Raw genomic sequence first — 18,434 nt, forward strand, 5'->3', positions numbered from 1 at the left:
GGTGAATCCGAGTTCCTGTGACCCGCCGCCGACCTGATCTCGGGAGGCACCTTTCCCTCTCCCGTCGTGGCGCCGCTGTCAGTGGCGTTTGGTAAGAATGCAAGCGTGAGCGGGGAGAACGGGTCGGTGAGCGGCGGGGCCGAGGGAGCGCCGCCCGAGCAGCTTGCGCTGATCCGGGAGAGTGTGCGCAACGCCAAGGCGCCGCGGGCGAAGCCGCGCACCTGGCGGGGGGCCGCGCTGGCCAAGGAACTGCCGGTCGCCCGGGTGCTGGTCGACAAGGGCGTGCTGCATCTCGACCGGTACTTCGACTACGCCGTGCCCGAGGAGCTGGACGCCGAGGCGCAGCCCGGGGTGCGCGTGCGGGTGCGGTTCGGGGCCGGGCGGCATCGGGTGCGCGACGGGCGGCGTGAGGGCGGCGGGCTGATCGACGGGTTCCTCGTCGAGCGGCGGGCCGAGTCCGACTACTCCGGGCCGTTGGCCGCGCTGGCCCAGGTCGTGTCGCCGGAGCCCGTGCTGAGCGAGGAGCTGCTCGGGCTCGCCCGAGCCGTCGCCGACCGGTACGCGGGCAGTCTCGCCGACGTTCTGCAGCTCGCCGTACCGCCACGCAGTGCCCGGGCCGAGCAGCGGCCCTCGCCCGCGCCGCTGCCGCCGCCTCCACGCCCGGAGCCGGGGTCGTGGGCGCGGTACGAGCGTGGGGGCGCCTTCCTGGAGGCACTGGCCTCCGGAGGGTCTCCACGGGCCGTGTGGAACGCGCTGCCCGGGCCCCAGTGGGGCGAGGAGCTTGCCCGGGCCGTCGCCGCGACCCTCGCCTCCGGGCGCGGCGCGCTGGTCGTCGTACCGGACGGGCGGGCCGCCGCGCGGGTCGACGTCGCGCTGACCGAGGTGCTCGGTGAGGGGCGGCACGCGCTGCTCACCGCGGACGCGGGGCCGGAGAAGCGGTACCGGGAGTGGCTCGCCGTGCGGCGCGGGTCCGTGCGGGCCGTCGTGGGGACGCGGGCCGCCATGTTCGCGCCCGTCCAGGACCTCGGTCTGGTGGCCATCTGGGACGACGGCGACGACAGCCACAGCGAGCTGCACGCCCCGCAGCCCCATGCGCGCGAGGTGCTGCTGCTGCGCGCCGCGCAGGACAGGTGCGGCTTCCTGCTCGGCAGCCTGAGCTGCACGGTGGAGGCCGCGCAGCTCGTGGAGAGCGGCTGGGCCAAGCCGCTCGTCGCCACGCGCGAGCGGGTGCGGGCGCTCACGCCGCTGGTGCGGACCGTCGGGGACCAGGACCTGGCCCGGGACGAGTCCGCGCGGGCCGCCCGGCTGCCCAGCCTCGCCTGGCAGGCCGTCCGCGACGGGCTGCGGCACGGACCCGTGCTGGTGCAGGTGCCCCGGCGCGGCTACGTACCGCGGATGGCCTGCGCGCAGTGCCGTACGCCCGCCCGGTGCCGGCACTGCGCCGGGCCGCTGGAGGCACGGGACGGCGGGGCGCTGGTGTGCGGCTGGTGCGGCCGCGAGGAGACCTCCTGGCACTGCCCGGAGTGCGGGTCCTTCCGGCTGCGGGCGCAGGTCGTCGGCGCCCGGCGCACCGCCGAGGAGCTGGGGCGGGCCTTCCCCAAGGTGCCGGTGCGCACCTCGGGGCGCGAGCATGTGCTGGACACCGTGCCGGGGACGCCCGCGCTGGTGGTGAGCACGCCGGGCGCCGAGCCGGTGGCCGAGGGCGGCTATGCCGCGGCCCTGCTGCTGGACGGCTGGGCGATGCTGGGGCGGCCCGACCTGCGCGCCGGGGAGGACGCGCTGCGGCGGTGGATCGCGGCGGCGTCCCTGGTGCGGGACCGGTCGGCCGACGGCACGGTCGTCGTGGTCGCCGACCCCGCCCTGCGGCCCGTACAGGCACTGGTGCGGTGGGACCCCGTCGGGCACGCGGTGCGTGAACTCGCCGAGCGGGCCGAACTGGGCTTCCCGCCGGTCTCCCGGATGGCCGCGGTCTCCGGCGTCCCCGAGGCGGTCGCCGACTTCCTCGCCACCGCCGGCCTGCCCGGCGACGCCGAGGTGCTGGGACCGGTGCCGCTCCCCGTCACCCCGCCCGGACGCCCCCGACGGCCCGGCGCACCGCCGCCTGGCGAGCAGTGGGACCGCGCGCTGGTCCGCGTACCGCCGGGCAGCGGCGCGGCGCTGGCGGCCGCGCTGAAGGCCGCGCAGGCGGCACGGATGGCCCGCGGTGCGGGCGGTGGGGAGCCGGTGCGGGTGCGGATCGATCCGGCGGACATCGGGTGAGGTGTCCGGGAGGCGTCGGTAGGCCTGAGAGAGCATCTGAGAGCTCGGGTGGCCCGGGCGATTGCGCGGCTACTGGTTCGTCGTGGCTTGTCGCGCCCACGCGGCGGTAGCCGCAGATCGAGCACAGCCCCGCGCCCCTGAGACGCACTGCCCTCCTGGTCGGTGTGTACCAGGAGGGCAGTCGGGGAAGGAGCTCAGCCGTTGCGCGGGCCGGGGACGGCGGAGGGCCTGGGGTCGTCGCGCAGGGACGGGCTGCCCGCGGTCGGCTGGGTCGGCATGGAGCGGGCCGCGGGGACCGTGGGCGTGGGGAGGCTGGTGACGTTGAGCGTGCGGGTGCCCGACGGCTCCTGCGTGCGCTCGGCCTCGGCGGCAGCCTGGGTGGCGGCGCGGCGGGAGCCGTAACGGCGGTGCACCGCCTGCTTGGTGACGCCGAGTGCGGAGCCCACCGCGTCCCAGGAGAAGCCGAGCGAGCGGTCGAAGTCGACCGCGGCGGTGACCAGAGTCTCGACACTGTCCCGCAGTTCCTGGGCGAGGCGGACCGTGGGGGCGGGGGCGCGTCCGTAGACGACGAAGCCCGTGGACGGGCCGGAGCGGCGCGGGCGGTAGACGTTGCCCAACTGGGCGGTGAGGGTGCGCAGTGCGTCCACCTGCCGGCGGACCCGCTCGATGTCCCGCACCAGCAAGTGCAGGCTGGCCCGAGCCTGGGCGTCGTGGGTTGCGTGGTCGGCCATGAACAAGCCTCTCGAACCGGCGTTGAGGAGAAAGGATCGGGCCGCGAAGCGGCCCGTTGTGGTCAACTCTTTCTTGACCAACGCGCCTGCGCTCCGCTGGTCACGGGGTGGGGGCGCAAGGGCATATGCATACGCCCCCACAGGCCCGCGTGCGCGGGGAGCCCGGCGCCATAGACTGGTGCGCTGCCCGTGTCCGACGGGCGCGCTGCCCACGTCCGATGCGTGTGCTGTCCGCGTCAACCCCCGCCCGAGAGGCCCGAACCCACCCATGAAGCTCGTCTTCGCCGGTACCCCCGAGGTCGCTGTTCCCGCCCTGGACGCCCTGCTCGCCTCCGGGCGGCACGAGGTGGCCGCCGTCGTCACGCGCCCGGACGCGCCGGCCGGGCGAGGACGCCGGCTGATCGCGAGCCCCGTCGCCGAGCGGGCGGAGGAGGCCGGCATCGAGGTGCTGAAGCCGGTGAAGCCGCGCGACCCGGAGTTCCTGGAGCGGCTGCGCGCGATCGCGCCCGACTGCTGCCCCGTCGTCGCCTACGGCGCCCTGCTGCCGCGCGTCGCCCTCGACATCCCCGCGCACGGCTGGGTCAACCTGCACTTCTCCCTGCTGCCCGCCTGGCGCGGCGCCGCGCGCCCGTGCAGCACGCCCTCATGGCGGGCGACGAGATCACCGGCGCGTCCACCTTCCTGATCGAGGAGGGGCTGGACTCCGGGCCCGTCTACGGCACCGTCACCGAGTCGATCCGCCCCACCGACACCAGCGGCGACCTGCTCACCCGGCTCGCCTTCGCCGGTGCCGGGCTGCTCGCCGCGACCATGGACGGCATCGAGGACGGCAGCCTGAAGGCCGTACCGCAGCCCGCCGACGGCATCTCCCTCGCGCCGAAGATCACCGTCGAGGACGCCCGCGTCGACTGGGCCGCGCCCGCGCTGCGCGTCGACCGGGTCGTGCGCGGCTGCACCCCCGCGCCCGGCGCGTGGACGACCTTCCGCGGCGAGCGCCTGAAGCTCATCCAGACCGCCCTCGCGCCCGACCGCACCGACCTCACGCCCGGACAGCTCGCCGTCGGCAAGAACAGCGTCCACGTCGGCACCGGCTCGTACGCCGTGGAGCTCCTGTGGGTGCAGGCCCAGGGCAAGAAGCCGATGAAGGCCGCGGACTGGGCACGCGGGGTGCGCATCGCCGAGGGCGAGACCGTCGGGGCCTGAGGCCTCGCACGGGCGGTTCGTGGCCGACGTACGCTGGTCGGACACCGTACTTCAGAAATCCGGAGCACCTTTTCGTGAGCGACACCTCCCGTCGGCCCCGCACGTCCGGCAAGCCCTACCGGCGGCCCAAGAAGGACCCTGTCCGCATCCTCGCCTTCGACGCGCTGCGCGCCGTGGACGAACGGGACGCGTACGCCAACCTCGTGCTGCCGCCGCTGCTGCGGAAGGCCCGTGAGAACGGCGATTTCGACGGGCGGGACGCGGCGCTGGCCACCGAGCTGGTGTACGGGACGCTGCGCCGGCAGGGCACGTACGACGCGATCATCGCGCAGTGCGTCGACCGGCCGCTCCGCGAGGTCGACCCGCCCGTGCTCGACGTACTGAGCCTCGGCGCGCACCAGCTGCTGGGCACGCGCATCCCCAGCCATGCGGCCGTGTCCGCCACCGTGGAGCTGGCCCGGGTGGTGCTCGGCGACGGGCGCGCCAAGTTCGTCAACGCGGTGCTGCGCAAGATCGCGCAGAGCGACCTGGACGGCTGGCTCGCCAAGGTCGCCCCGCCGTACGACGAGGACCCCGAGGACCATCTGGCCGTCGTGCACTCCCACCCGCGCTGGGTCGTCTCCGCGCTGTGGGACTCGCTCGGCGGCGGGCGCGCGGGCATCGAGGAGCTGCTGGCCGCCGACAACGAGCGGCCCGAGGTGACCCTGGTCGCCCGGCCCGGCCGGGCCACGACCGAGGAGCTGCTCGGCGAGGAGGCGGCGGAGCCGGGCCGCTGGTCGCCGTACGCCGTGCGGCTCACCGAGGGCGGCGAGCCGGGCGCGATCGGCGCGGTGCGCGAGGGCCGGGCGGGCGTCCAGGACGAGGGCAGCCAGCTCGTGGCGCTCGCGCTGGCGAACGCGCCGCTGGACGGCCCCGACGAGAAGTGGCTCGACGGCTGTGCCGGGCCCGGCGGCAAGGCCGCGCTGCTCGGTGCCCTCGCGGCCGAGCGCGGGGCCACGCTGCTCGCGAGCGAGAAGCAGCCGCACCGGGCCGGCCTGGTCGCCAAGGCCCTCGCCGGCAATCCGGGGCCGTACCAGGTGATCGCCGCCGACGGCACCCGGCCGCCGTGGCGGGCGGGCACCTTCGACCGGGTGGTCATGGATGTGCCCTGCACCGGGCTCGGTGCGCTGCGGCGGCGGCCCGAGGCGCGGTGGCGGCGTCGGCCCGAGGACCTGGACGGGTTCGCGCCGCTGCAGCGGGGGCTGCTGCGTACCGCGTTGGAGTCGGTGCGGGTGGGGGGCGTTGTCGGTTATGCGACCTGCTCGCCGCATCTCGCCGAGACGCGAGCTGTTGTCTCCGATGTGCTGAAGCAGTTCCCCGGCGCCGAGTTGATCGATGCGCGGCCGTTGCTGCCTGGGGTGCCGGAGCTGGGGGACGGGCCTGATGTGCAGTTGTGGCCGCATGTGCATGGGACCGATGCGATGTATCTGGCCCTTGTTCGGAAGACCGCGCCGTAGGGGTTCCGTCGTCTTGTGTCCTCGCGTCCGTCGTGGTTGCTCGCGCCCGCGCGGCGGTAGCCGCAAATCAAGCACTGCCCCGCGCCCCTAGGGCACCCATGCCTGGCCACCACACCTTGTCTCCTGCATCCAGGAAAAGCGCCGTCACCAGCACCGAGCGGACGATGAAGGTGTCCAGGAGTACGCCGAGCGCCACCGCGAAGCCGATCTCCGCGAAGGCGACCATCGGCAAGGTGCCCAGGGCCGCGAAGGTGCCCGCGAGCACCAGGCCGGCCGAGGTGATGACCGCGCCGGTGGCGGCGAGGCCGGTGACCACGCCGGGGCGGGTGCCCTGGCGGGCCGCCTCCTCGCGGATGCGGGTCGTCAGGAAGATGTTGTAGTCGATGCCCAGCGCGACCAGGAACACGAAGACGAACAGCGGGAAGTCCGTCGACTCGCCCGCGTAGTCGAAGAGGTGCCGGAAGGCGAGCGCGCTGATGCCGAGGGCCGCCGCGAAGGACAGGATCACCGTGCCGATCAGCAGCAGCGGGGCGATCAGGGCGCGCAGCAGGGCACACAGAATGAGCAGCACCACGACCAGCACCAGCGGGATGATCAGCAGGTTGTCGTGCGTGGTGGCCTCGTCCATGTCCAGCAGGGCCGCCGTACCGCCGCCCACCTGAGCGTCGGCGTCCGGCACCGCGTGCACGGCGTCGCGCACCCGCTCCACGGTCTGTTTCGCGGCCTCGCTGTCTGCCGGGGCGGTCATCGTCGCCTCGAACAGCACCTTCCCGTCGACCACCGGCCTGGTGCCCGGCGGCAGCCCCAGTGAGGCCGGCACCACGCCCTCGGTCCCGGCGACGGCCCGGCCCACCTGCCGGGCCTGTTCCTGGTTCGAGATGATCACGAGCGGATCTCCGCTGCCGGCCGGGAAGTACCGCGCCGAGACCTCCTGACCGGTGATCGAGTCGGGTTTCCCGGTGAACGCGTCCGCGTTGGAGATGCCCTCCGCGCGCAGCTGGATCAGGCCCAGGGAGCAGACCGCGAGGATCACCGCGGTGACACCCCAGACCATGCGCGGGCGTGCGGCGATACGGCGGCCCATGCGCGCCCAGACGCCCCGCTCGTGCGGGTTCGGCGCGCCCAGGTGCGGGATCACCGGCCAGAAGATCCACCGGCCGAAGATCACCAGCAGGGCCGGGAACAGCGTCAGCATCGCCAGCAGCGCGACGGCCACGCCGATGGCGGCCACCGGACCCAGGCCCCTGGTGGAGTTCATCTCGGCCGCCAGCAGCACCAGCATGCTCAGGACGACGGTGGCGCCCGAGGCGATCACCGCCGGGCCCGCCCGGTGCAGGGCGAGGGCCATCGCCTCGTGCCGGTCCTCGTGGGCGCGCAGCTCCTCGCGGTAGCGGGCGACCAGCAGCAGGGCGTAGTCGGTGCCCGCGCCGAAGACGAGGACGGTGAGGATGCCCGCGCTCTGGCCGTTCACGGTCAGGCCCGCGTGCTGGGCCAGGAAGTAGATCAGCGCCTGCGCGGTGAACAGGGCGGCGATCACCCCGAGCAGTGGCACCAGCAGCAGGGTCGGGCTGCGGTAGGTGATCAGCAGCATCACGATCACGACCGCCATCGCCGACAGCAGCAGGGTGGAGTCGATGCCCTCGAATGCCTCGGAGAAGTCCGCGGAGGTGCCGCCGGGGCCGGTGATGTGCACGGCCAGGCCGTCCCGGCTTTTCCCCACGTCGTCGCGGATGGAGTCGACCGCGGGTGCGATCCGCTCCCAGCCCTTCTCGTCCATGGTGATCGGCACGTAGACCTGGGCGGCCCGCGGATCGGCCGGGCGGTCGTAGACGGGGCCGCGCGTGCGGTCGCCGATGATCCCGTGGTCGGTGAGCTGCTTCAGTTGCTGGACGTCCTGCTCGATCTCCGCCCGGTCGCGGACGGTCAGCCCGCCGTCCCGGGCGTAGATCACGACGGCCGGGATCTGCTCCGGCCGGAAGTCCTCGGACATCTCCAGCACTTGGGTCGACTCCGCGGATCCCGGCAGCCAGGACGCCGCGTCATTGTCCTGCGCGTCGGTCAGCTTCTGCGCGAAGGGCGCAGTGAGGAACAGCCCCACCAGCCACAACACCAGCACGACCCACTTCGCCCGCCGCCCGCAGACCAGATGGGCGACACCCCGGCCACGCGTCATGGGGACCACCGACCGGACGAGGACGACCCGTAGCCGAAGTAACCGCATAGTCTTGGGCCATGGCGCAGATCAACCCCAGCATCCTGTCCGCCGACTTCGCCCGCCTCGCGGCCGAGGCCGACGCCGTCCAAGGAGCCGACTGGCTCCACGTCGATGTGATGGACAACCATTTCGTCCCGAACCTCACGCTCGGCGTGCCGGTCGTGGAGTCCCTGGCCCGTGCGACGGACACTCCGCTGGACTGCCACCTGATGATCGAGGCCCCCGATCGGTGGGCGCCCCAGTACGTGGAAGCGGGTGCCTCCTCCGTCACCTTCCACGTCGAGGCGGCCGCCGCTCCGGTGCGGCTCGCCCGTGAGATCCGGGCGAAGGGCGCGCGCGCCTCCATGGCCCTGAAGCCGGCGACGCCCATCGAGCCGTACGAGGACCTGCTGCCCGAGCTCGACATGCTGCTGATCATGACGGTCGAACCGGGCTTCGGCGGCCAGGCGTTCCTCGACATCATGCTCCCGAAGATCCGCCGCACCCGCGAGTTGATCAGCAAGCACGGCCTCGAGCTCTGGCTCCAGGTCGACGGCGGTGTCTCGGCCTCGACGATCGAGCGGTGCGCCGAGGCCGGGGCCGATGTCTTCGTGGCCGGCTCCGCGGTCTACGGGGCCGACGACCCGGCCGAAGCGGTCCGTGCGCTGCGCGCTCAGGCGGAGTCGGCGACCGCCAAGGCGTCGTGGGCGTGCGACCACTGAGCGTCAGGAACATGAACGGCGCCCATCAGGGCGGATCGACCGCGCCACATCTGCAAGGATGAACGGCGAATCCAGAGTGTGAACAGCAGTGAGGAGATCGCCGTGTCGGGTATGTCGGCGGGCCGGTCAGCCATGCGGATGGGACCCGCTGAGCTGGTGCAGGCGGCGGCCATGGCCCGCCGCTTCTACCTCGAGGGCAAATCCAAGATCCAGATCGCGGAGGAGTTCGGCGTCAGCCGCTTCAAGGTGGCCCGGGTCCTGGAGACCGCCCTCGAACGGGATCTCGTACGCATCGAGATCCGCGTGCCGGCCGAACTGGACGCCGAGCGCTCCGACGCGCTCCGCGCCCGCTACGGCCTGAGGCACGCCGTCGTGGTCGAGTCCCCGCCCGAGTCCGAGGAGACCCCCGACCCCGAGAACCTCGGCGAGGTCGCCGCCGACCTGCTCGGCGAGCTCGTCAACGAGGGGGACGTCCTGGGGCTGGCCTGGGGCCGCTCCACGATCCACATGGCGGCGGCGCTGGACCGGCTGCCGCCCTGCACCGTGGTGCAGCTGACGGGCGTGTACGACGCCGGGACCGCCGAGCGCGGCTCGGTGGAGGCCGTGCGGCGTGCCGCGCAGGTCTCCGGCGGCGACGCGCACCCCATCTACGCGCCGATGCTGCTGCCGGACGAGGCCACCGCGGCCGCGCTGCGGCACCAGACCGGTATCGCCCGGGCCTTCGAGTACTTCGACAAGGTCACCGTCGCCTGTGTGTCCATCGGCTCCTGGGAGCCGGGCATCTCCACGGTGCACGACATGCTCAGCGACGAGGAGCGGGCGCACTACGCCTCGCTCGGGGTCGCCGCCGAGATGTCCGCGCACCTCTTCGACGCGCAGGGCCGCCGGGTGGGGCGCGACCTGGGGGAGCGGTGCATCACGGTCAAGGCCGACCAGCTCCGCCGTATCCCCGAGGTCGTCGCGATCGCGGGCGGACAGCGCAAGGCGGCCGCGATCGACGCCGTGCTGCGGTCCGGGCTCGTCACCTCGCTGGTGACGGACACCTCGGCCGCGGACTACCTGATGACGGCCGGCCCGACGCCGAAGCCCGCCCTGAACCGGGCCGACCCGGACGGAGCCTGACAGCGGATATCCCGGGGAGGGCCGTGGCGGCATCGACATGCTGCCGCGGTCCGTCCCCGATTCCTGCGGCGAAGGCGGTGCTCAGATGACCAAGTACGTCGTCACCCTCGACCTCGACGGAGTCACCGACAAGGCCGGCCTGATGGACCGCTGCGCCCATGACCTGCGGCTGCCGGACTGGTTCGGCCGCAACTGGGACGCGCTGGCCGACTGCCTCTCCGACCCGGGCCTGTGGCCCGAGGACGCACCCGTGCTGGTCCTCGTACGCAATTGGGGGCCGTACGCCGAGGCGCGGCCGCAGGAGTGGGAGACCGCCGTCGACGTCTTCTCGCAGGGCTCGGCGGTCACCGTGGCCCTCGCCCTCGGAGGATCCTCCTAACGCACCCTGCGTAGCCTGGATGAACTGACCGTGCACGGCATTCCTGCCGACATGGGACAATGAAGTACGTGCTCTTCGCCCCCCTGGCTGTCCTGTCCGGGGGCCACCTCTGATCGACTGGGATGTGCAGCACGTGCGTTTCCTCAACGACATCCAGCCCTCGTACGACCTGACGTACGACGACGTCTTCATGGTCCCGAGCCGCAGCTCGGTCGGCTCGCGGCAGGGTGTGGACCTCAGCTCCCCGGACGGCACGGGCACCACGATCCCGCTCGTCGTCGCCAACATGACCGCCATCGCCGGCCGCCGCATGGCCGAGACCGTGGCCCGGCGCGGTGGCCTCGTCGTCATCCCGCAGGACATCCCGATCGAGGTCGTCACCGAGGTCGTCTCCTGGGTCAAGAGCCGGCACCTGGTGCTGGACACCCCCATCGTGCTCGCCCCCCACCAGACCGTCGCCGACGCGCTGTCCCTGCTGCCGAAGCGGGCGCACAACGCCGGTGTCGTCGTGGACGAGGACCAGCGGCCCATCGGTGTCGTCACCGACCGGGACCTGTCCGGCGTCGACCGCTTCACCCAGCTCGAAGAGGTCATGTCCAAGGACCTGCTGCTGCTCGACGCGGACATGGACCCGCGCGAGGCGTTCAACACCCTGGACCACCACAACCGCCGCTACGCCCCCGCAGTCGACGGTGACGGCCGCCTCGCCGGCATCCTCACCCGCAAGGGCGCCCTGCGTGCCACGCTGTACAAGCCCGCCGTCGACGCCAAGGGCAGGCTGCGCATCGCGGCCGCCGTCGGCATCAACGGCGACGTGGCCGGCAAGGCCAAGCAGCTGCTCGACGCGGGCGTCGACACGCTCGTGATCGACACCGCGCACGGCCACCAGGAGTCGATGATCAGCGCGGTCAAGGTCGTGCGGGCGCTCGACCCGCAGGTGCCGATCGTCGCGGGCAACATCGTCTCCGCAGAGGGCGTCAAGGACCTGATCGACGCGGGCGCGGACATCATCAAGGTCGGTGTCGGCCCCGGCGCCATGTGCACCACCCGCATGATGACCGGCGTGGGCCGGCCGCAGTTCTCCGCGGTCCTTGAGTGCGCCGCCGAGGCGAAGAAGTACGGCAAGCACGTGTGGGCCGACGGCGGTGTCCGCCACCCGCGTGACGTGGCGATGGCCCTCGCGGCCGGCGCGTCCAACGTGATGGTCGGCTCCTGGTTCGCCGGCACCTACGAGTCCCCGGGCGACCTTCAGCACGACGCCCAGGGGCGCGCCTACAAGGAGTCCTTCGGCATGGCCTCCGCGCGTGCCGTGCGCAATCGCACCTCCGAGGAGTCCGCCTACGACCGCGCCCGCAAGGCGCTGTTCGAGGAGGGCATCTCCACCTCGCGGATGTTCCTCGACCCGGCCCGCCCGGGCGTCGAGGACCTGATCGACTCGATCATCGCGGGCGTCCGCTCCTCCTGCACCTACGCCGGTGCCGGCTCCCTGGAGGAGTTCGCCCAGAAGGCCATCGTCGGCATCCAGAGCGCGGCCGGCTACGCCGAGGGCAAGCCGCTGCACGCCAGCTGGAGCTGACGCGCCCTCAACTCACCTGTGGACGGCCCCCGGTGGAAAACCGGGGGCCGTTTCGCGTTCCTGTGCCTACCGTCGGGGCATGGAGATCAACGTCTGTGGTCCGGCCGACGTGGCCCTGCTGGACCGGTTCATCGGCTCGCCGGGAGCCACCTCGTTCCACGCCCGCAGGTTCGCGCGCCAGGAGGCGGGGACAAGCACGTATCTCGTGGCCTGGCTGGACGGGCGTCCCGTGGGGCACACGGAGGTGCGCTGGGGCGGCTGCGCCGACGAGCGGGTCAGGGCGGCGCGGCCCGGCTGCCCGGAGATCAACGCGCTGGCCGTGTGGCCCGAGACGCTGCGCTCGCGCGGCATCGGCAGCGCGCTGATCCGGGCGGCCGAGCGGCTCGCCCGCGAGCGCGGCCGCACGGCCATCGGCCTGGGCGTCGACGACGACAACCCGCGCGCGGCCGCCCTCTACGCGAGGCTCGGCTATCTGCCCCTGCTCGACTACGTCGACCGCTACGCGTACGAGGACCACGACGGCACGATCCACGAGTGCGCCGACCCCGCCACGTTCCTGGTCAAAGACCTGCTCAAAAACCCCGGACGCAACACTTGACAGCCGTCGCGCAACGAATGTCCACCCCTTCGCGATGAACGCAACGATCTTACGGGCGTGCGCAAGGTTGCTGCATTACGGCAGCAATGCCCTGGACCGTAGGCTCCTGCGCTGTACGAGGCGTGGCGGGGTTTCCGCTCGGTGTGCGGATCCCGCGGGACGGGGTACCGCCACACCCCCGTCCCCCTGACCGGCAGCGATAAGGAGCCGCGCGTGCTCGACCAAGGCGCACCCCCGCAAGTCCGCAGTGAAACCGTCCCCGCGTCCCCGGGGCTCGGAGCGCGCCTGATGCGCAGGAAGCCGGTAGAACGCCTGGTCGCCGAGGGTGGCCAGGGTGAGGGAGGCTCGCTGAAGCGCTCCCTCGGGCTGTGGCAGCTCACCATGATCAGCATCGGTGCCACCCTCGGCACCGGCATCTTCGTCGTCCTCGGCGACGCCGTCCCCGAGGCCGGCCCGGCCATCACGCTGGCCTTCGTCATCGCCGGTCTGACGGCCCTGTTCTCCGCCCTGTCCTACGCGGAACTGGCCGGCTCCATCCCGGTCGCCGGGTCCTCGTACTCGTACGCGTACGCAACGATGGGCGAACTCGTCGCCTGGATCTGCGGCTGGTGTCTGGTGCTGGAGTACGGCGTGTCGGTGGCCGCCGTCGCCGTCGGCTGGGGCGAGTACCTCAACGAGCTGCTCGACGGCACGATCGGCGTCACCATCCCGACCGCGCTGTCCTCCGCGCCCGGCGAGGGCGGCATCGTCAACCTGCCCGCGCTGATCGTCGTGCTGCTCGCGATGGTGTTCCTGCTCGGCGGCGCCCGCGAGTCCGCCCGCGCCAACACGATCATGGTCTGTGTGAAGATCGCCGCGCTGGTGCTGTTCTGCGCCGTCGGCTTCATGGGCTTCAAGTCCGGCAACTACGCCGACTTCATGCCGCTCGGCATGGCCGGTGTCAGCGCCGCCGGCGCCACCCTGTTCTTCTCCTACATCGGCTTCGACGCCGCCTCCACCGCCGGTGAGGAGGCCAAGGACCCCAAGAAGGACCTGCCGCGCGCGATCATGCTGTCGCTGATCATCGTGACCGCGCTGTACGTGCTGGTCGCGGGTGTCGCGGTCGGCGCCTGGCACTGGACGAAGTTCGAGGGCTCCGAGGCGTCCCTCGCCGCGATCATGAACGACGTCAGCGGCCAGACCTTCTGGGGCACGCTGCTCGCGCTCGGCGCGGTCATCTCCATCGCGAGCGTGGTGCTCACCGTGCTCTACGGCCAGACCCGCATCCTGTTCGCGATGTCCCGCGACGGACTGGTGCCCAAGGCGCTCGGCAAGGTCGACCCCAAGACCGGCACGCCGCGCCTGAACACCGTCATCGTGTCGCTGTTCTGCGGTGTCCTCGCCGCGTTCATCCCGCTCGGCAAGCTCGTCGACGCCACCAGCATCGGCACGCTGTTCGCCTTCGCCCTGGTCAACATCGCGGTGATCGTGCTGCGTTACAAGCGGCCCGAGCTGGAGCGCACCTTCCGGGTGCCGTTCGGTCCGGTGCTGCCGGTGCTGGGCTTCGCGTTCTGCGCGTACAACATGTTCAGCCTCGACACCGTCACCTGGGTCGTCTTCGGGTGCTGGATGGCCGCGGGTCTCGTGTTCTACTTCAGTTACGGCCACCGCCGTTCCCGTCTCGCGACGCCTGAGGCGTCCGTAGTTGAAGTGAAGTGAACCACCCGCAGTGCTGAACGATCTCGACGAACGCATCGTGCACGCCCTCGCCGAGGACGCCCGCCGCTCCTACGCGGACATCGGGCAGCTCGTCGGCCTGTCCGCGCCCGCCGTGAAGCGGCGCGTGGACAGGCTGCGGGCCACCGGAGCCATCACCGGGTTCACCGTGCGGGTGGACCCGGCGGCGCTCGGCTGGGAGACCGAGGGGTTCGTCGAGATCTACTGCCGGCGCAACACCTCGCCGGAGACCATCCAGCGGGGCCTGGAGCGCTACCAGGAGGTCGTGGCCGCGTCGACCGTCACCGGGGACGCGGACGCGGTCGCCCAGGTCTTCGCCTCCGACATGCGCCACTTCGAGCGGGTGCTGGAGCGGATCGCCGGGGAGCCGTTCGTGGAACGGACCAAGTCCGTGCTGGTGCTGTCGCCCTTGTTGCGGCGGTTTTCCTCCGGGTCGCCTACCTAGTACGTCGGCTGCGGGTGGTGTGTGGCCGGTCGCGCTCACGCGGCGGAGCCGCAAATTCATGCAGCCCCGCGCCCCTCAGGGGCACTCTCGCGGACCGAGTTCAGCAGTCGGCGTACGACCGCCCTGTGTGCGCCCGAGCCGATGACCAGGGCCCGGTAGACCGCCCCCGCGGGGCCGGGGAAGCGGGCCCGGGTCTCCGCTCGCAGCCGAGTCCGTGCCGGGCCCGCCTCCTCCAGGCGGAAGACCAGCGCGTACGACGAGAAGCGGTGGCTGCCGACCAGGGTCAGCTCCCGGGGCGGCTCGGCGGCCGCGACCCGGAAGCCGCCCAGGGTCGAGCCCTCGGCGAGCGGCCTCGGCCCGGACGCCGTCCGGTCGGCGACGCCGAGCAGTCGCAACGCCCCGGACCGTCGGCGGCCCGGGAAGGAACGCTCCAGTACGTCCCCCAGCGCACGCCACACGACATCGGCCCCCGCGTCGACCACCGCCGTGTGCGTGTCGACGTACGGCAGGTCATGGATCTCCGTGGCGTTCATGAAGGCTCCCTCGGCTCGACTGCCGTCAGTCTCGTGCGCGGCGCGCGTCGCCGGCCTCCTCCGCCCGGACGACCTTCATGGCCGTTCGGGGGAGGGGCGCCTCGTCACAGCGCGGGGTTCCACGGCACCACCGTGAAGTCGCCCGTGCCCTCGGCGACCTTCTCGAACGGGGCCGAGCTGACGCACTTCGGCAGGTTCCTCGGGCCGAGGTCCTTCGTCGCCGCCCAGCTGTAGCCGAGCCGGTCGTGCTCGCCGAGGTCGTGGACGGTGACACCGACCCGCCTGCCCTTGGCGCCGGGGAGGTCGCTCTCCGTGATCACCCCCGAGACGACGGCCACCTTCCCGCCGGTGACCAGGCAGTCGACCCGCGCCTTGGCCCGGGCGCCCTCGCCGTTCAGGTAGTGGCTGAACTCGAAGGAACCGGTCGCCTTCGAGGGATCGGCCGTGTCCTCGGCCGCCAGATGCGCGTCGAAGGTGAAGGTGATGTCGTCCCCGGCCGACCGGTACAGCTTCGCCGTGCCGGTGAGGGCTGCGGCCTCCCGGGCGGGCGGCGCGTCCGACGCGGTGGCGGAGGCCGCGGCCGTGGCGGTCAGCAGCAGCGCGGCGCCGAGTACAGCGGTCTTCGTACGGCGGTTCATGAGGGTCCTTTCCGCAGGTCAACGGGACGGCACCACTCTCCACGGCGCGCGCCGTCGGCACATCGCGCCGTGGGCGGCACCCGTCCTCCGCCGCGTGGGGGAGGAGACGTACGACGAGAGGCGCAACGAATCGCCGTGCATCCCTCCGCGGACGCAACGAACCGCGCACCGGCGCGCAACGGCTTCTCCTTGTCCGGCCTGGTCGCGCGCCCGTACCGTCTAGATGGCCCCCGCACCGATACGTCGAGGCGGCCCCCCCGCACCCGTCCGTCCCCGGTGAGGAACCCGTATGCGCACCGCCCTGCTCCAGAGCTCCGGCCGCCCCGGCTCGACCGTCGAGAACCTGAAGGTCCTCGACGAGGCCGCGGGCCGGGCCGCCGCCGCGGGGGCCGGGCTGCTCGTCACGCCGGAGATGTTCCTGACCGGGTACGCCATCGGCGACGACATCGCCCGGCTCGCCGAGACCGCCGACGGCGAGGCAGCCGACGCGATCGCCGAACTGGCGGCCCGGCACGGCCTGGCGATCGCCTACGGCTACCCCGAGCGCGACGGCGACACGGTGTACAACTCCGTCCAGCTGATCTCCGCCGACGGCACCCGGCCGGCCAACTACCGCAAGACCCACCTCTTCGGCTGCTTCGAGCGCGACCACTTCACGCCGGGCGACACCCCGGTCGTGCAGGCCGAGCTGAACGGTCTCACCGTCGGCCTGATGATCTGCTACGACGTGGAGTTCCCGGAGAACGTCCGCGCCCACGCCCTGGCCGGCACCGACCTGCTGCTGGTGCCCACCGCGCAGATGCACCCCTTCCAGTTCGTCGCCGAGTCGGTGGTGCCGGTGCGCGCCTTCGAGAACCAGATGTACGTCGCGTACGTCAACCGGGTCGGCGCCGAGGGCGAGTTCGAGTTCGTCGGGCTCTCCACCCTGGCCGGCCCCGACGGTGTCGCCCGCACCCGGGCCGGCCGCGCAGAGCAGCTCGTCCTCGCCGACGCCGACCCCGCCTTCCTCGCCGCCTCCCGCGAGAACAACCCGTACCTGAAGGACCGCCGCCCCGGCCTCTACGGGTCCCTCGTCTGAACCTCCCCCGCCGTTCCGCAGCAGTCGCAAGGAGTCCGTACCCCATGACGTCCACCGTGCCCAACGCCGTCGAGCACGCCGACGAGCAGCAGCCGCCGATCACCATGTTCGGCCCGGACTTCCCGTACGCGTACGACGACTTCCTCGCCCACCCGGCGGGCCTGGGCCAGATACCGGCGACCGAGCACGGCACCGAGGTGGCCGTCATCGGCGGTGGCCTGTCCGGCATCGTCGCCGCCTACGAGCTGATGAAGATGGGCCTCAAGCCCGTCGTCTACGAGGCCGACCAGATCGGCGGCCGGCTGCGCACGGTCGGCTTCGAGGGCTGCGACGACTCCCTGACGGCCGAGATGGGCGCGATGCGCTTCCCGCCGTCCTCCACCGCCCTCCAGCACTACATCGACCTGGTCGGCCTGGAGACCACGCCCTTCCCGAACCCCCTCGCCGAGGCCACCCCGTCGACCGTCGTCGACCTCAAGGGCGAGTCGCACTACGCGGAGACCGTCGACGACCTGCCCCAGGTGTACCGGGACGTGGCCGAGGCCTGGAACAAGTGCCTCGAAGAGGGCGCCGACTTCTCCGACATGAACCAGGCCATGCGCGAGCGCGATGTCCCGCGCATCCGCGAGATCTGGGCGGAGCTCGTCGAGAAGCTCGACAACCAGACCTTCTACGGCTTCCTCTGCGACTCCGAGGCCTTCAAGTCATTCCGGCACCGCGAGATCTTCGGCCAGGTCGGCTTCGGCACCGGCGGCTGGGACACCGACTTCCCGAACTCCATCCTGGAGATCCTGCGCGTCGTCTACACCGAGGCCGACGACCACCACCGCGGCATCGTCGGCGGCTCCCAGCAGCTGCCGCTGCGCCTGTGGGAGCGCGAGCCGGAGAAGATCGTCCACTGGGCGTACGGCACCTCGCTCGCCACGCTGCACGAGGGCGGTCAGCCCAAGCCGGCCGTGACCCGGCTGCACCGCACGGCGGGCAACCAGATCACGGTGACGGACGCGAACGGCGACATCCGCACCTTCAAGGCGGCCATCTTCACCGCCCAGTCCTGGATGCTGCTGTCCAAGATCGCCTGCGACGACTCGCTCTTCCCGATCGACCACTGGACGGCGATCGAGCGCACCCACTACATGGAGTCCTCCAAGCTCTTCGTGCCCGTGGACCGGCCGTTCTGGCTGGACAAGGACGAGGAGACGGGCCGGGACGTCATGTCGATGACGCTGACGGACCGCATGACCCGCGGCACCTACCTGCTGGACGACGGCCCGGACAAGCCCGCCGTCATCTGCCTCTCCTACACCTGGTGCGACGACAGCCTGAAGTGGCTGCCGCTGTCCGCGAACGAGCGGATGGAGGTGATGCTGAAGTCGCTCGGCGAGATCTACCCGAAGGTCGACATCCGCAAGCACATCATCGGCAACCCGGTGACGGTGTCCTGGGAGAACGAGCCCTACTTCATGGGCGCGTTCAAGGCCAACCTGCCGGGCCACTACCGCTACCAGCGGCGCCTGTTCACGCACTTCATGCAGGACCGGCTGCCCGAGGACAAGCGCGGCATCTTCCTCGCCGGCGACGACATCTCCTGGACGGCCGGCTGGGCCGAGGGCGCGATCCAGACCGCGCTGAACGCGGTCTGGGGCGTCATGCACCACTTCGGCGGCACCACCGACGCGGCCAACCCCGGCCCCGGTGACGTCTACGACGAGATCGCCCCGGTGGAACTGCCCGAGGACTGACC

16 protein-coding genes and 1 pseudogene are annotated in these 18,434 nt (G+C 72.2%); 13 read left to right on the forward strand and 4 right to left on the reverse strand.

The features are described 5' to 3' along the window. Positions 1-105: 105 nt before the first annotated feature. A complete protein-coding gene (locus tag RKD23_RS31315; RefSeq protein ID WP_424856734.1) occupies positions 106-2,259 on the forward strand; it encodes a primosomal protein N' in 2,154 nt (717 codons plus the stop codon). A gap of 194 nt (positions 2,260-2,453) precedes the next feature. On the opposite strand, the gene RKD23_RS31320 is transcribed toward RKD23_RS31315, so the two are convergent. Next, positions 2,454-2,990, reverse strand: coding sequence for a hypothetical protein (locus tag RKD23_RS31320; RefSeq protein ID WP_424856735.1), 537 nt, complete (start codon positions 2,988-2,990; stop codon positions 2,454-2,456). A 268-nt stretch (positions 2,991-3,258) separates the two neighbouring features. Between RKD23_RS31320 and RKD23_RS31325 the strand changes: the two are divergent. The 3 genes and pseudogenes from RKD23_RS31325 to RKD23_RS31335 form a co-directional block, all read left to right on the forward strand. Next, positions 3,259-3,731, forward strand: a pseudogene (locus RKD23_RS31325) (methionyl-tRNA formyltransferase); the annotation flags it as partial. A gap of 69 nt (positions 3,732-3,800) precedes the next feature. Further along, entirely contained in the window at positions 3,801-4,193 is a 393-nt protein-coding gene (locus tag RKD23_RS31330; RefSeq protein ID WP_424858379.1) for a methionyl-tRNA formyltransferase, read from the forward strand. 74 nt (positions 4,194-4,267) lie between these two features. Continuing rightward, the gene (locus tag RKD23_RS31335) at positions 4,268-5,689 is read left to right on the forward strand and encodes an RsmB/NOP family class I SAM-dependent RNA methyltransferase (protein ID WP_424856736.1); all 1,422 of its coding nucleotides are present in this window, start codon (positions 4,268-4,270) and stop codon (positions 5,687-5,689) included. A 67-nt stretch (positions 5,690-5,756) separates the two neighbouring features. On the opposite strand, the gene RKD23_RS31340 is transcribed toward RKD23_RS31335, so the two are convergent. Next, on the reverse strand, positions 5,757-7,862 hold the full coding sequence (locus RKD23_RS31340; protein ID WP_424856737.1) for an MMPL family transporter: 2,106 nt from the start codon (positions 7,860-7,862) through the stop codon (positions 5,757-5,759). Between the two features lie 59 nt (positions 7,863-7,921). Here RKD23_RS31340 and rpe point away from each other — a divergent pair, with 59 nt between their 5' ends. The 7 genes from rpe to RKD23_RS31375 all read left to right on the forward strand — a co-directional run bounded on the left by rpe (position 7,922) and on the right by RKD23_RS31375 (position 14,441). Next, on the forward strand, positions 7,922-8,605 hold the full coding sequence (rpe, locus tag RKD23_RS31345) for a ribulose-phosphate 3-epimerase (RefSeq protein ID WP_404043177.1): 684 nt from the start codon (positions 7,922-7,924) through the stop codon (positions 8,603-8,605). A 78-nt stretch (positions 8,606-8,683) separates the two neighbouring features. Continuing rightward, positions 8,684-9,727, forward strand: coding sequence for a sugar-binding transcriptional regulator (locus RKD23_RS31350; RefSeq protein WP_424856738.1), 1,044 nt, complete (start codon positions 8,684-8,686; stop codon positions 9,725-9,727). 85 nt (positions 9,728-9,812) lie between these two features. Further along, the gene (locus tag RKD23_RS31355) at positions 9,813-10,106 is read left to right on the forward strand and encodes a barstar family protein (protein WP_424856739.1); all 294 of its coding nucleotides are present in this window, start codon (positions 9,813-9,815) and stop codon (positions 10,104-10,106) included. Positions 10,107-10,239: 133 nt separating this feature from the next. Beyond that, the gene (locus RKD23_RS31360) at positions 10,240-11,682 is read left to right on the forward strand and encodes a GuaB1 family IMP dehydrogenase-related protein (protein WP_404043183.1); all 1,443 of its coding nucleotides are present in this window, start codon (positions 10,240-10,242) and stop codon (positions 11,680-11,682) included. 79 nt (positions 11,683-11,761) lie between these two features. Then, complete coding sequence (locus tag RKD23_RS31365) at positions 11,762-12,280, forward strand: GNAT family N-acetyltransferase (protein ID WP_424856740.1); 519 nt, start codon at positions 11,762-11,764, stop codon at positions 12,278-12,280. Between the two features lie 213 nt (positions 12,281-12,493). Further along, a complete protein-coding gene (locus RKD23_RS31370; protein ID WP_424856741.1) occupies positions 12,494-13,978 on the forward strand; it encodes an amino acid permease in 1,485 nt (494 codons plus the stop codon). 10 nt (positions 13,979-13,988) lie between these two features. Then, positions 13,989-14,441, forward strand: coding sequence for an Lrp/AsnC family transcriptional regulator (locus RKD23_RS31375; protein WP_093551890.1), 453 nt, complete (start codon positions 13,989-13,991; stop codon positions 14,439-14,441). 56 nt (positions 14,442-14,497) lie between these two features. Here RKD23_RS31375 and RKD23_RS31380 read toward each other — a convergent pair whose 3' ends face one another. Together RKD23_RS31380 and RKD23_RS31385 are read right to left on the reverse strand one after the other, a co-directional pair. Beyond that, positions 14,498-14,974 (reverse strand): SRPBCC family protein, encoded by a 477-nt coding sequence (locus tag RKD23_RS31380; RefSeq protein ID WP_424856742.1) that lies wholly within the window; start codon positions 14,972-14,974, stop codon positions 14,498-14,500. 104 nt (positions 14,975-15,078) lie between these two features. Beyond that, positions 15,079-15,612 carry a Repetin gene (locus RKD23_RS31385; protein WP_424856743.1) on the reverse strand — a complete coding sequence of 178 codons (534 nt, stop codon included), beginning with the start codon at positions 15,610-15,612 and terminating at the stop codon, positions 15,079-15,081. A 289-nt stretch (positions 15,613-15,901) separates the two neighbouring features. On the opposite strand from RKD23_RS31385, the gene RKD23_RS31390 reads away from it, so the two are divergent. Both RKD23_RS31390 and RKD23_RS31395 read left to right on the forward strand, forming a co-directional pair. Next, complete coding sequence (locus tag RKD23_RS31390; RefSeq protein ID WP_424856744.1) at positions 15,902-16,690, forward strand: carbon-nitrogen hydrolase family protein; 789 nt, start codon at positions 15,902-15,904, stop codon at positions 16,688-16,690. Positions 16,691-16,734: 44 nt separating this feature from the next. Next, a complete protein-coding gene (locus RKD23_RS31395) occupies positions 16,735-18,432 on the forward strand; it encodes a flavin monoamine oxidase family protein (RefSeq protein WP_424856746.1) in 1,698 nt (565 codons plus the stop codon). Positions 18,433-18,434: the final 2 nt, after the last annotated feature.

This window comes from Streptomyces sp. SAI-170 (assembly GCF_049739565.1).
In the GTDB taxonomy this organism is placed as follows: Bacteria; Actinomycetota; Actinomycetes; order Streptomycetales; family Streptomycetaceae; genus Streptomyces.